The organism is Rhizobium mulingense (assembly GCF_029194105.1).
In the GTDB taxonomy this organism is placed as follows: domain Bacteria; phylum Pseudomonadota; class Alphaproteobacteria; order Rhizobiales; family Rhizobiaceae; genus Rhizobium; species Rhizobium mulingense.
Map to the genome: position 1 here is coordinate 86,963 of NZ_JARFVE010000009.1, position 13,781 is coordinate 100,743.

Here is a 13,781-nt window from a genome sequence, read left to right on the forward strand (position 1 = left end):
CGAAATGCAAAGCAACTTCAAGACTTCGAAACAACTGGCGGCCGACCCGCACGAGACGGCGATCGCCGTGCTCGGCTGGCTTGCCGGCGATCCCGACATGTTCGGCCGCTTCCTCGCGCTCACCGGCGTGGCGCCGGAACAGGTGCGCGGCGCCGTCAACGATCCCGGCTTCCTCGCCGGCATGATGGATTTCCTGATGAACCACGAACCGACGGCAATGGCCTTCTGCGCGGCGAGCGGCCTCAGCCCGGAGACGGTGACCGCCGCCTGGCGGCATTTCTCCTCGCCGGGTCTCGATTCCGGGGAATACTGAGCGTGACCGACCTCGATATTTCGCATATCCGCCTCGGCGAGCGGCCGCTGATCGTTTGTGACGTCGACGATGTGGTGCTGCAGTTCATCGATCCGTTCCAGCTTTTTCTTCAAAGCCTGGGTCATGCGTTCCTGCCGCGATCGTTCCGGCTGCACGGCAACATCGTCTCGACCGCGGACGGTGCGGAGATCGAGGGCAACCAGGTGAGCCGGCTGATCGAAGAGTTTTTCGAAACGCAGGAACTGTGGCAGACGCCGGTCGACCACGTCGTCGAAACGCTCGGCCGGCTTTCGCAGGCGGCCGATATCCTTTTCCTGACGGCGATGCCGCCACGGTTCCAGGATCAGCGCCGCCGCCTGCTGGACAGCGCCGGGCTGGCCTTTCCGCTGCTTGCCACTGAGCAGGCCAAGGGGCCGATCGTCCACGCGCTGCATGCCAGCCGCTCCTATCCCGTCGTTTTCATCGATGATATGGCGCACAATCTGGATTCCGTCAGGGAACACGTGGCCGATTGCCTGCTCATTCATCTGATGCCGGATTCACCGGTCCATCGTTTCGCGCCGCCAGCCCCCGACGACATCACCCGCGCCATCGACTGGACGCATGCCGCTGAGCTGATCGAGGCGCATTTCCGTTCCGGCACGTTCAGGCGCACAACTCCAGCCGCATGAGCGGCCGTCCGTCCTTGCGCCTTGCCACAGTCTCGAAGCCGGCCGCAGCAAAGATCGCCGTCGAGCCGATGCAGAGCGTCACGGATTTCGACTGCTTCACGTGGTCGATCGGACATGCCTCCAGCAGCCTTGCGCCCTGGCGCCTTGCGTGATCGATCGCGCCGGCGAGCAGCCGATGGCTCATTCCCTTGCCGCGCAGCCTGGGCAGCAGGAAGAAGCAACTGACGGCCCAGATCAACGGATCATGCGCATCGCCCTCCTCCAGCGGCCGAGAAACGGTGCGCGGCGAGTTGAACTGCGGCACGTCGTGGCGTGGCCCGACCTGCACCCAGGCGACTGGCGCGCCATCGGCATAACCGAGGATGCCCGGCGGCGGCCCCGCATCGATCCGCTCCTGCATATGCGCCTTGCGCTCGTTCCCGGTCATCTTCGTCCTCGCCGCATGCGGCAGACGCAGCGCCACGCACCAGCAATTGTAGAAAGCGCCCTGCGGCCCGAACAGGGTTTCGAAGTCGCACCAGCGTTCCGCCGTCACCGGCTCGAAACGAAGATCGTTATCCAAAGGCAAAGCTCCCCCTGCTCTTGAGACTCGTCAGCTTAAGGCGTAGTGTCGCAACGTTCAACCTTTGTTCTCACCATGACGCCCGCGCCTGACAAGACACCCGGCTTCTGTCGCGACTGCCTTGCCGAGCAGAAGGGCGAGGCGCGCCGTTGCACATCCTGCGGCAGTCCTCGTCTGGTGCGCCATCGCGAGCTCCATGCACTGACGCTGGCGCATATCGATTGCGACGCCTTCTACGCGGCTGTCGAGAAGCGCGACAATCCTGAGCTTGCCGACAAGCCCGTGATCATCGGCGGCGGCAAACGCGGCGTCGTCTCCACCGCCTGCTACATCGCCCGCATCCACGGCGTGCGCTCGGCGATGCCGATGTTCAAGGCGCTGGAGGCATGCCCTCAGGCCGTCGTCATTCGTCCTGACATGGAGAAATATGTTCGGGTCGGGCGCCAGGTGCGGGCGCTGATGCAGGATTTGACGCCTCTGGTGCAGCCGCTGTCGATCGACGAGGCCTTTCTGGAGCTTGGCGGCACCGAGCGGCTGCATCACGACCCGCCGGCACGCACGCTCGCCAAATTCGCCCGGCGCGTCGAAACGGAGATTGGCATTACCGTTTCGGTCGGACTTTCCTACTGCAAATTCCTCGCCAAGGTCGCTTCCGACCTGCAGAAGCCACGCGGCTTTTCCGTCATCGGCCGCGAGGAAGCGGTCGAATTCCTGGCGCCGCGGCCGGTCACCACGATCTGGGGTGTCGGCAAGGCCCTTGCCGCGACGCTGGAAGCGGATGGCATCCGCACCATCAGCCAGTTGCAGCAGATGGAGGAGAACGACCTGATGCGCCGCTACGGCAGCATCGGCCAGCGGCTCGCCCGCCTGTCGCGCGGCATCGACGACCGCGAGGTGCATCTCAACGATGCCGCCAAGAGCGTGTCGGCCGAGACGACCTTCTTCGACGACATCTCGCGCTACGACGATCTGGTGCCGATTCTGCGCAATCTTTCCGAAAAGGTCTCCTGGCGCCTGAAGAAAGGCGACATCGCCGGCCACACCGTCGTGCTGAAGCTGAAGAGCGCCGACTTCAAGACGCGCACCCGCAACCGTAAGCTCGAGGACCCGACCCAGCTGGCCGACAGGATCTTTCGGATCGGGCTCGAGCTGCTCGAAAAGGAAATGGACGGCACGAAATTCCGGCTGATCGGCATCGGTGTCACCGACCTCGGCGATGCTGCCCGGGCCGATCCGCCCGATCTCATCGACCGGCAGTCGGGCCGGCGGGCGGCGGCCGAAGCGGCGATGGACAAGCTGCGCGAAAAGTTCGGCAAGAACACGGTCGAGACTGGCTACACCTTCGGCAGCAGCAAGCGCGATCACTAAAGCGTGTCGCGATCTTTCAGATTCGCTTGCACGCTTTAGGTCTTTATTTTCTCGCATGTCTTTATCGCAAAACCGCGCACACTTTTGCGAGACATGCTCTAACACGTGAGGCGGGCAACCGGCTCAGCTCATAAAATCTTCCTTAAACTTCGTCCCATAATGTGCCGGACCAGTATTGCGTATGGTTGGGTAATCATGGTCTCGCGTTTCGTCTTCGGCCTCGGCTTGTTGTCGGCCACCGCACTCGTGCACCCTGCTTTTGCCGCGGATGTGCGCACGCTGCAGATCTTCGTTTCGAAGAACAAGCAGTCGCTCGCGGTCTATGACGGCACCGAGGTCGTCGCGACCTCGAAGGTCTCGACCGGCAAGGACGGGCACACGACGCCGAGCGGCATTTTCTCGGTGCTCGAAAAGCGGAAATACCACGAATCCAATCTCTATTCGGCCGCCCCGATGCCCTTCATGCAAAGGCTGACCTGGTCTGGCATCGCCCTGCATGAATCGAATTCCGTCCCGCGTTATCCGGCCTCGCACGGCTGCGTGCGCATGCCCGGCGCCTTTGCGAAAATGCTCTATGGGATGACCGAGCCCGGCATTCCCGTCATCATCAGCGACGGCGAGCTGGCGCCGCAGCCGATCGACCATCCGACCCTTTTCCATCCCGATGCGCCGGCGGCGATGCCGCTGCTTTCGGATGTCGAATTGCGGCCATCCATGCCCGACAGCCCGCAAAAGCCGGTGCAGGTGGCGATGAACGATACCACCGCCATGCCGATGCCGATGGTGCAGCCGCATGCGACGCATGAGACCGAGTCGCCAACCGAGCCGATCAGCATGCTCATCACGCGCCGGACGCTGCGCGAGACGGTGATCGACATTCAGACCCTTCTCAATCAGCTCGGTTTTTCCGCCGGCGATCCGGACGGCTTGCTCGGCCCGGCGACAGTGCAGGCGGTCACGGCCTTCAAGACGCTGCGTCCGGCGGAATTTGCCGGCGACAAGAGCCTGATCTCCGACAGGCTGCTAAAAGCCGTCTATGCCGCGGCTGGCAAGGGCGAGCCACCGAACGGCGTCATCATGGTTCGAAAGGCGTTCAATCCGGTCTTCGAGGCGCCGGTGGCGATCGCCGATCCGGGGCTGGCGCTCGGCACGCATTTCTTCACCCTGCAGGCGGTCGATGAAAAGACCGGCACGGCGGACTGGCTCGGCATCACGCTCGAAAACAATCTCTCCCGCGAGACGATGAAGCGGCTCGGGATCAGCAATCAGGAAAGCTCGATCGTGACCGGCAAGCCGATTGCCCGTTCACTGAGCCGGATTTCCATCCCCGACGAGACCCGCCGCAAGATCGACGCGCTGATCGCGCCTGGCTCGACGCTGACGATCTCCGATACCGGCCTCGGCCGGGAGACCGGCGAAGGCACGAATTTCATTACCATCACCCGCGGCTGACGGCCATCACCTTGGGTGATGTGAATCACCCCGGGTGAGGTTCATTACCCCGGCGATCCACTTCGCCGCTGGCGATCTACCTCGCCCCCCGGGGCGATCGCGTCGCTATCACACAAGCTCGACGTCGACGACGCCGGGGGCAGCGCGAAGAGCGGCGGCGATCTCCGGGGTGATGCGGTATTTCTCCGGCAGCGCCACTTCGACCTCACGCTTGCCCTCTTCCTTGATGACGATGAAGGAAACCAGGCCGTCGCCCTTGGCGTTCAGGTGGCCGGCAACCATTTTCAGCGGCCCGGAATCGCGGACATAGACCCGCAGCGCCTTCTGCATCTGCAGCGACTTTTCCTCCAGCGACTGGATCGTCTGGATGCGCAGACCGATGCCCTCTGGCCGCTCCTCGCCGGTCGCGGTCAGCAGGAAGGATTTTCCGGACTCCAACATGTCGCGGTATTGGTTCAGCATTTCCGAAAACAGCACGGCCTCGAACTGGCCCGACGAATCCGAAAAAACGATGATGCCCATCTTGTTGCCGGTGCGGGTCTTGCGCTCCTGCTTGGAGATGACGGTGCCGGCAAGTCGCGCATTGGATGCGCCCTGTTTGATCGCTGCGGAAAATTCGGCAAAGGTCTGCACCCGCATCTTCTGCAGGATATTGCTGTAGGAATCGAGCGGGTGGGCGGTCAGATAGAAACCCAGCACCTGGAATTCCTTGAGCAGCCGCTCCGAGGCAAGCCAGGGAGAAAACGGCGGCAGGGCAATCTTCTCGGGCCCCGAGGTCAGGGTGCTGCCGAAAATATCCGACTGACCGCTCAACTTGTTCTCTTGGGCGCGCTGGGCGTAACCAAGGATACGATCTAGCCCGGCCGAAAGCTGGGCGCGATCCATACCGAAACAATCGAAGGCACCGGCAAAGATCAGGCTTTCCAGCACGCGGCGGTTGACCTGGCGCGGATCGATGCGCAGGCAGAAATCCTCGATGCCGGCAAAGGGCTTGTCGCCGCGCACCTCGACGATATGGTCGACGGCGGATTCGCCGACGCCCTTGAGAGCGGCGAGCGCATAATAGATGCGGTTGTCGCCGGTTTCGAACTGGCGGAAGGAGGTCTGCACAGACGGGGCGATCACCTCGATGCCGAGGCGCTTGGCGTCTTGGCGGAAGTCGTTGACCTTTTCGGTGTTGGACATGTCGAGCGTCATCGAGGCGGCAAGGAATTCGACCGGATAATGCGCCTTCATATAGGCCGTCTGGTAGGAGACGATGGCGTAGGCGGCGGCATGCGACTTGTTGAAGCCGTAATTGGCGAACTTCGCCAGCAGTTCGAAAATATTGTCGGCTTGCGGCTTCGAGACGCCGTTCTTGACGGCGCCATCGACGAAGCGTTCGCGTTGCTGGTCCATCTCGGCCTTGATCTTCTTACCCATGGCGCGGCGCAAAAGATCGGCCTCTCCGAGCGAATAACCGGACAGGACCTGGGCGATCTGCATTACCTGTTCCTGATAGACGATGACCCCTTGGGTTTCCTTGAGCAGGTGGTCGATCATCGGATGGATCGATTCCAGCTCTTCGTCACCGTGCTTGCGAGCGTTGTAGGTCGGGATGTTCTCCATCGGGCCCGGACGATAGAGCGCCACCAGCGCGATGATGTCCTCGATGCAGTCCGGCCTCATGCCGATCAGCGCCTTGCGCATGCCGGCACTTTCCACCTGGAACACGCCGACCGTCTCGCCGCGTGACAGCATCTCGTAGGTCTTCTTGTCGTCCAGAGGAATGGCCGCAAGGTCGACACTGATGCCGCGCTTGGCGACGAAATCGACGGCGACCTTCAGGACGGTCAGCGTCTTCAGGCCGAGGAAGTCGAATTTGACCAGGCCCGCCTGCTCCACCCATTTCATGTTGAACTGGGTGACCGGCATGTCGGAGCGCGGATCGCGATACATCGGCACCAGCTTGGACAGCGGCCGGTCGCCGATGACGATACCGGCGGCATGGGTCGAGGCATGGCGGTAAAGCCCCTCGATCTTCTGAGCGATATCGAGCAGGCGCGCAACCACCGGCTCCTTGGCGGCCTCCTCCTGCAGCTTCGGCTCCTCCTCGATCGCCTTGGAGAGCGGCGTCGGATTGGCCGGATTGTTCGGCACGAGTTTGCAGATCTTGTCGACCTGGCCGTAGGGCATCTCCAGCACACGGCCGACGTCGCGCAGTGCTGCGCGCGCCTGCAGCGAACCGAAGGTGATGATCTGGGCCACCTGTTCGCGGCCGTACTTGGCCTGGACGTATCGGATCACCTCTTCGCGGCGGTCCTGGCAGAAGTCGATGTCGAAGTCCGGCATCGAGACGCGTTCCGGATTGAGGAAGCGTTCGAACAGCAGCGAAAACCGCAAGGGATCGACGTCGGTGATCGTCAGTGCGTAGGCGACCAGCGAACCGGCGCCCGAACCGCGGCCGGGACCAACCGGAATGTCATGCTGCTTGGCCCATTTGATGAAATCGGCAACGATCAGGAAGTAGCCGGGAAAGCGCATGCGTTCGATGACGCTGAGCTCGAATTCCAGTCGCTCGCGATAATCCTTTTCCTCGTAACCCGGCGACATGCCGAGGGTCGAAAGCCGCATGTCCAGCCCTTCGACCGCCTGGCGGCGCAATTCACCCGCCTCGGCGCGTTCGGCTTCCTCGGGGTCGTCGGTCGCACCCGTGAAGCGCGGCAGGATCGGTTTGCGCGTCTTCAATACGAAGGAGCAGCGCTTGGCGATCTCGATCGTGTTCTCCAGCGCTTCCGGCAGGTCGGCAAAGAGCTTGGCCATCTCGGCGCGGCTCTTCAGGTAGTGATCCGGCGTCAGACGAAAGCGGCTGTCGTCGGAGACGATGGCATTATGAGCAACCGCCATCAGCGCATCATGGGCGTCGTAATCGTCGCGCGTGGGAAAAAAGGCTTCGTTAGTGGCGACCAGCGGCAGGTCGTGGGCATAAGCGAGCCCGACGATCTTCTGCTCATGCCGCTTGTCGTAGGTGCCATGACGCTGCAGTTCGACATAGAGCCGGTCGCCGAAGAGACGCTTCAGCATGAGCAGCCGCGCTTCGGCCTGAGCGGGATGGCCATCCCTGATCGCCCCGTCGACCGGCCCTGTCAGGGCGCCGGTCAAGGCGATAAGCCCTTCCGTGCCCGCCTCCTCCAGCCAGGAGGTTCGGACATGGACGGCCTGATTGCCTTCACCGCCGAGATAGGCGCGGCTGATGAGGTCGACCAGCCTTTCGTAACCGGCCTCCGTCGCTGCGAGAAGAACGATCGACGGCAGCTTGACCAATGCCTGCTGGCCGCCGCGTTTTTCGGTCTCCAGCCCGTCTTCCATGTCGATCGAGACTTGGCAGCCGATGATCGGCTGCAGACCGTCGTCCATTGCCTTCTGCGAGAATTCGAGGGCGACGAACAGATTGTTGGTGTCGGTAATCGCGATAGCCGGCTGATTGTCTGCGGCCGCCTTGTAGAGAATCTTCTTCAGCGGCAGCGCGCCTTCGAGAAGCGAATAGGCGGAATGGACTCTCAGGTGAATGAAGCCTGGCGTGTCGCCGATCGCCTCACCCCTCGAAGCCTTTACCGTATCCGCCATGACATGCCTTCCCAATCACCGAATGAATCAGATGCATTGTCGGGTATGGAGGGCGATGATGTCCAGAAGAAGTCCCGCGTTCGAACCGCATGCTGACCATGCAGTCCCCTGAAAACTTTAGATCGCGATGACGATGAGCGAGAAGCTGGCAACGAACATTGCGATGGAGGTGAATGCTGCGATATCACGGATCATGTCAGTCATTTGGCTCTCCTTTACTCGTTATGTTTTCAATTTGTTCGATCTATGTTCCGATGTCAATAGGAATCTTTTCCTTCTTGCTTGCGTTTGAAAAACGCCCGGCGACGCAACGATTCGGCGACGAGCTTGAGATGCCGAGCCGCGGCCTCGCAAGCCCGCCGTGCCGCAAAGGACGTGGACACACCCCGCCGATGACAAAAGCTCCCGCGCATTTGTTCTATTTATGTTCTGCGCATCCTGCTATATCCCAACTGACGAGTCAGGAGGAGTACCCTATGCCCGAGACTGCGATGCTGAACGAATTCGTCGTCGAAGCCAAAGCTGCCAGCTATGTCGGCGGCGGCGTGCCGCGCCCGCCCTGCCGTCCGGGGTCTCACGATATCGGCTACGAGCGCGGCGACTGGCGCTATCTCGACAGCTACTTCGGCGGCACCGACTTCGCCGGACAGGAGGTGGTGTGGTTTGCCGACGAGCCGATCTGGGCGATGAATTATTTCGGCTGGGTCATTGCTCCCGATCTCATCGATGCCAGCGCAGCGGGAACAGTGATCAAGGCGGCGCTGTCTGCCCTGTACCGGCAGGGCCGCTTTCTCGGCGGAATGGAATTCGACCATCCGTTCGGCCGATATGTCGATCGCAGCGAAGGCGGCTGTGAACGATTCAGCGGTCATGAATGCATCATGGTCGACGGACGGAAGGCTTACGCGCTCGACTATCGCGGCGGGCTGATCATCCCATGACGGAGCCGGAGGCGGTCGATTCGAATCTGCCGCCAGACGCGTCATCTCTTCGTATTTATCCCGGAACCGCTGCGCACGTCCGGGCGACATCGATCAGAAATCGACGACCTTGCCGTCGGAGATCGTCACGCGCCGATCCATGCGGCGGGCGAGTTCGTGGTTGTGCGTGGCGATAAGGGCGGCGAGGCCGGACTGGCGCACCAGGGCCTCCAGCGCGTCGAAGACGTAGCTTGCTGTTTCCGGGTCGAGATTACCGGTCGGCTCGTCGGCGAGAAGCAGGGTCGGTGCATTGGCGACGGCGCGGGCGATCGCAACGCGCTGCTGCTCGCCACCCGATAGTTCGGCCGGGCGGTGCGAGCCGCGATGGCCAATGCGCATATAGTCGAGTAGCTGGCCGGCCCGCTCTCCGGCTTCCTTCCAGGACAGGCCGGCGATCAGCTGCGGCATCATGATGTTTTCGAGCGCGGAAAATTCCGGCAGCAGGTGATGGAACTGATAGACGAAGCCGATCTCGCGGCGCCGGATCGCCGTGCGCTTCTCGTCGCTCAGCCCGTCGCAGGCATGTCCGTTGATGGTGACTTCGCCGCCGTCGGGATGCTCGAGCAGACCGGCGACATGCAGCAGCGTCGACTTGCCCGTGCCGGAGGGCGCAACAAGGGCGACGATCTCGCCTTTCGACAGCGAGAAATCCGCTCCCTTCAGGATCGAGAGCAGCGTATCGCCCTGCCCGTAATGGCGCTCGACGCCGGTAAGCTTGAGGACGACGTTGCGATTCATGAATGCGGCATTCCTTATTCGTAGCGCAGGGCCTGCACCGGATCAAGCCTGGAGGCGCGCCATGCCGGGAAGATGGTGGCGATGAAGGAGAGGCTGAGCGCCATGACCACGACCGAAATCGTTTCGCTGAGATCCATCTCGGCCGGCAGCTGGCTGAGGAAATAGACCTGCGGGTTGAAGATCACGGTGCCTGATATCCAGGAGAAGAACTGGCGAATGGATTCGATGTTGACGCAGACGAGGACGCCGAGCAGCACGCCGGCGATGGTTCCGACGATACCGATCGCCGCCCCGGTCATGAAGAAGATGCGCATGATGGCGCCGGCGCTGGCGCCCATCGTGCGCAGAATGGCGATATCGCTGCCCTTGTCCTTCACCAGCATGATGAGGCCGGAGATAATGTTCAGCGCCGCGACAAGCACGATCAGCGTCAGGATCATGAACATGACGTTGCGCTCGACCTGCAGCGCCGAGAAGAAGGTCTGGTTGCGCTGGCGCCAGTCGGTAAGGTTGATCTGGCGGCCGGCCGCCTCTTCCACCTTCGGCCGCAGAGCGTCGATATCGTCGGGATGATCGACGAAGAGCTCGATCGACTGCACCAGCCCCGCCGCATTGAAATAGAGCTGCGCTTCCTCGAGCGGCATGAAGATGATCGAGGAATCATATTCCGACATGCCGATCTCGAACAGCCCGGAGATCTTGTAGGATTTGACGCGCGGGTTGACGCCCATCGGCGTGACGTCACCTTCCGGCGAGGTCAGCGTGATGAGGTCGCCGACGCGCAGACCCAGTTGGTCGGCCATGCGGGTGCCGATCAGCACGCCCTCGCCGGAAGCATAGCCCACCATGTCGCCGGATTTGATGTTGTCGGAGATCGTCTTGAGCTTGGTCAGGTCTTCGGCGCGGGCGCCGCGCACCAGGGCGCCGGTGCTTCCGCCGGCCTGGGCGGAAGCCAGCACCTGACCTTCCACCAAAGGCAGCGCCATCTTGACGCCGGGCACGGCGGCAAGCCTGCTAGCAAGGTCGGGATAATCGGTGAAGGGGCCATCGACCGGCTGGACGATCATGTGGCCGTTGATGCCGAGGATGCGCGAGACGAGCTCGGTGCGGAAGCCGTTCATGACGGCCATGACGATGATCAGCGTCGCGACGCCGAGCATGATGCCGACGAAGGAGAAGCCGGCGATGACCGAGATAAACGCTTCCTTGCGTCGGGCGCGCAGATAGCGCCAGGCCACGAGGCGTTCGAAGGTGGAAAATGGCTTGCCAGCCGGACCCAAGCCGGATGTTGAACTCCGGTCCACTGCTGCCTCTGCCATTTCGCCTCCGTTTCCTTAAGCCACGAACCTGTTGATCGCCGCTTCGATGGTCATCGTTTCGCGGGCGCCGGTCTTGCGGTCCTTCACTTCGACCTCGCCGTTCGCGACCGCGCGCGGGCCGGCGATGATCTGGACGGGCACGCCGATCAGGTCGGCGGTTGCGAATTTCGTGCCGGCCCGGTCGTCGGTGTCGTCGTAGAGCACATCCTTGCCGGCCTTGGTGAGCGCGGCATAGATCAGCTCGCAAGTATCGTCGCAGGCCTGATCGCCCGCCTTCATGTTGATCACCACGATATCGAAGGGCGCGACCGAAGCCGGCCAGATGATTCCGTTGTCGTCATGCGATGCTTCGATGATGGCGGGAACAAGGCGTGTCGGGCCGATACCGTAGGAACCCATGTGAACGAAGTGTTCCTTGCCATCAGGCCCCTGCACTTTCGCGCCCATCGGTTCGGAATATTTCGTGCCGAAATAGAAGATGTGACCGACCTCGATGCCGCGCGCCGAAAGACGCTCGCCTTCCGGAACGGCGTTGAAAGCCGTCTCGTCGTGCATTTCCGAGGTCGCCGCATAGAGCGAGGTCCACTTGTTGAAGATCGCCTTCAAACCCTCGACGCTGTCGAAATCGGTGCTCTCACCAGGAATATCGAAGCCGACGAAGTCCTTGTGGCAGAAGACCTCGGATTCACCGGTATCGGCGAGGATGATGAATTCATGGCTGAGATTGCCGCCGATCGGGCCGGTGTCGGCACGCATCGGAATGGCGCGCAGGCCGAGCCGATCGAAGGTTCTGAGATAGGCGGCGAACATCTTGTTATAGGAATGCTCCGCCCCCTCGCGCGTCAGATCGAAGGAATAGGCATCCTTCATCATGAACTCGCGCGAGCGCATGGTGCCGAAGCGCGGACGGATCTCGTCGCGGAACTTCAGCTGGATGTGATAGAGATTGAGCGGCAGGTCCTTGTAGGATTTGACGGAAGAACGGAAGATATCCGTCACCATCTCCTCGTTGGTCGGACCGTAGAGCATCGGCCGATCCTGACGGTCCTTGATGCGCAGCATCTCCTTGCCGTAGGCGTCGTAACGGCCGCTTTCCTGCCAGAGTTCGGCCGACTGCAGGGTCGGCATCGAAAGCTCGATGGCGCCGGCACGGTTCTGCTCCTCGCGAATAATGGCGTTAACCTTGTCGAGCACGCGCTTGCCGAGCGGCAGCCAGGAATAGATGCCCTGCGACTGCTGGCGGATCATGCCGGCGCGCAGCATCAACCGGTGGGAGACGATTTCCGCCTCCTTGGGGTTTTCCTTAAGGATGGGCATGAAATAGCGGGACAGACGCATGGCGGATTCCGGAGCAGTTGAGATCCCGCGGAGAAACGGAATCGACGGTGCATTGGTAATGTGGGAGCGTTCATAGCCGCTTCGCGGCGGGAAGGAAACCCGCAACTGCCGTCGGCCGCCTCCCGGATACGCATGTTCACGCCGGCAAAATGAAAGGGTGTGAAAAAGCGCGTGTTTATAAGGACTTGAACGAAAATCTTGTCAACAGAAATATTTTGCTAGAGTGTAGCAAAAATGCAAAAAAAGCTAATGACAAAGCCCAATGTTTGAGCTAGCTTTAGCTCACAAAACAGGCAGGAAGCTAAATTCTTGCCGAATTCGCGGTCAAGTCTTGGGAGGATCAGATCTTAGGCGCGCTCGTCGCAGCCCCGGCAACGGTTACAGATCACGCGATACTTAAAACAAGGCTTTCAGCCTTGTTTTTTTTTGGCTTTTGCCTCCCATCCCAACCAGAAACGAGATCGCCTTCCGTAAGGAAATGCGCCCTCATTCCGTTAGGCGAGCTCTTTGCCGCAACAGCATGTCGCCGATATGACGAAATCGATTTTTTGTGAATTTTACATCTGCTCAAACTTTGAGCAAAAGCTACTTCAATAGAAGCTAGGCCCTAGTTGTGGAAGGGCGTCGAAGCCCCAGCCGAAATAGGTGTCGCAGACATACCAGAGGCCGTAGATCAGAGCCGAGATCAGCGTCGTCAGCGAAAAGACGAAGCCGGCGCGAAAGCGGGTGGGCGCGCTGGGAACGGTGCCGAGCACGATATCATCGTCTTCTGCCTGGGTGCGCAGGCCGATCGGCAGGACGGCGAAAAGCGTCATCCACCATACGATGAAGTAGACGGCAAATCCCTGAAGGAAGATCTGAAGCATTATGGTTCCCGGTGATGTCGCGCCGCCATGTGGCGAAGGCGTCCTCTCACTTTCAATTGCGCGCCTTTATAGGGCGGAATGGCGGTCAATTCAAAGCGAACGAAACATTTTGCCGCTTCGGGTCACTCTGCCGCAGCGCAAGCGCTTCACATGAATTCGGTTCAGGCCTGTTCAAGCTCGATCAGCGTGCCGAAGAAATCCTTGGGGTGCAGAAAGAGCACCGGCTTGCCGTGCGCGCCGGTCTTCGGCTGGCCGTCGCCCAGCACCCGCGCCCCCGCCTCGACCAGCCGGTCGCGGGCGAGGATGATATCGTCCACTTCATAACAGATGTGGTGCATACCGCCGGACGGGTTCTTGTCGAGGAAGGCTGCAACCGGTGAGACTTCCCCCAGCGGCTCAAGCAATTCGACCTTGGTGTTCGGCAATTCGACGAAGACGACGGTGACGCCGTGTTCCGGCAGCGCCTGCGGCTGCGACACGGCAGCGCCCAGCGTGTCGCGATACGCAGCCGCCGCCGCCTTCAGGTCGGGGACGGCGATGGCAATATGGTTCACCCGGCCGAGCATGA

Annotated in this window: 12 protein-coding genes; 5 read left to right on the plus strand and 7 right to left on the minus strand. The window is 61.4% G+C overall.

Annotation, left to right across the window (positions count from 1 at the left end; genetic code table 11):
* Nucleotides 1-4: 4 nt before the first annotated feature.
* Together PYR71_RS21050 and PYR71_RS21055 are read left to right on the plus strand one after the other, a co-directional pair.
* Nucleotides 5-313 carry a DUF3572 domain-containing protein gene (locus PYR71_RS21050; protein ID WP_183914805.1) on the plus strand — a complete coding sequence of 103 codons (309 nt, stop codon included), beginning with the start codon at nt 5-7 and terminating at the stop codon, nt 311-313.
* A gap of 2 nt (nt 314-315) precedes the next feature.
* Nucleotides 316-984, plus strand: a complete 669-nt coding sequence (locus PYR71_RS21055; RefSeq protein ID WP_416340301.1) for a hypothetical protein — start codon at nt 316-318, stop codon at nt 982-984.
* On the opposite strand, the gene PYR71_RS21060 is transcribed toward PYR71_RS21055, so the two are convergent.
* Nucleotides 959-1,546 (minus strand): GNAT family N-acetyltransferase, encoded by a 588-nt coding sequence (locus PYR71_RS21060; RefSeq protein WP_183914807.1) that lies wholly within the window; start codon nt 1,544-1,546, stop codon nt 959-961. The two genes, PYR71_RS21055 and PYR71_RS21060, sit on opposite strands and share 26 nt — an antisense overlap.
* Before the next feature lie 75 nt (nt 1,547-1,621).
* On the opposite strand from PYR71_RS21060, the gene PYR71_RS21065 reads away from it, so the two are divergent.
* Nucleotides 1,622-2,914, plus strand: a complete 1,293-nt coding sequence (locus tag PYR71_RS21065) for a DNA polymerase IV (protein WP_275620726.1) — start codon at nt 1,622-1,624, stop codon at nt 2,912-2,914.
* Between the two features lie 195 nt (nt 2,915-3,109).
* Nucleotides 3,110-4,366: a L,D-transpeptidase family protein gene (locus tag PYR71_RS21070; protein ID WP_275620710.1), complete on the plus strand. Its 1,257-nt coding sequence runs from the start codon at nt 3,110-3,112 to the stop codon at nt 4,364-4,366.
* 108 nt (nt 4,367-4,474) lie between these two features.
* Here the strand turns inward: PYR71_RS21070 and dnaE are convergent, their stop codons facing one another.
* Nucleotides 4,475-7,972 (minus strand): DNA polymerase III subunit alpha, encoded by a 3,498-nt coding sequence (gene dnaE / locus PYR71_RS21075; protein ID WP_275620711.1) that lies wholly within the window; start codon nt 7,970-7,972, stop codon nt 4,475-4,477.
* A 476-nt stretch (nt 7,973-8,448) separates the two neighbouring features.
* On the opposite strand from dnaE, the gene PYR71_RS21080 reads away from it, so the two are divergent.
* The gene (locus PYR71_RS21080) at nt 8,449-8,913 is read left to right on the plus strand and encodes a DUF5680 domain-containing protein (protein WP_275620712.1); all 465 of its coding nucleotides are present in this window, start codon (nt 8,449-8,451) and stop codon (nt 8,911-8,913) included.
* 93 nt (nt 8,914-9,006) lie between these two features.
* Here PYR71_RS21080 and PYR71_RS21085 read toward each other — a convergent pair whose 3' ends face one another.
* From PYR71_RS21085 to mce, 5 genes are all read right to left on the minus strand, one after another.
* Nucleotides 9,007-9,690 carry an ABC transporter ATP-binding protein gene (locus PYR71_RS21085; protein WP_097581582.1) on the minus strand — a complete coding sequence of 228 codons (684 nt, stop codon included), beginning with the start codon at nt 9,688-9,690 and terminating at the stop codon, nt 9,007-9,009.
* A 14-nt stretch (nt 9,691-9,704) separates the two neighbouring features.
* Nucleotides 9,705-11,009, minus strand: coding sequence for a lipoprotein-releasing ABC transporter permease subunit (locus PYR71_RS21090; RefSeq protein WP_097581583.1), 1,305 nt, complete (start codon nt 11,007-11,009; stop codon nt 9,705-9,707).
* 15 nt (nt 11,010-11,024) lie between these two features.
* On the minus strand, nt 11,025-12,347 hold the full coding sequence (gene proS / locus PYR71_RS21095) for a proline--tRNA ligase (RefSeq protein ID WP_275620713.1): 1,323 nt from the start codon (nt 12,345-12,347) through the stop codon (nt 11,025-11,027).
* 590 nt (nt 12,348-12,937) lie between these two features.
* Complete coding sequence (locus PYR71_RS21100; protein WP_183914819.1) at nt 12,938-13,213, minus strand: DUF1467 family protein; 276 nt, start codon at nt 13,211-13,213, stop codon at nt 12,938-12,940.
* 161 nt (nt 13,214-13,374) lie between these two features.
* Nucleotides 13,375-13,779, minus strand: coding sequence for a methylmalonyl-CoA epimerase (gene mce, locus PYR71_RS21105; protein WP_275620714.1), 405 nt, complete (start codon nt 13,777-13,779; stop codon nt 13,375-13,377).
* Nucleotides 13,780-13,781 lie beyond the last annotated feature (2 nt).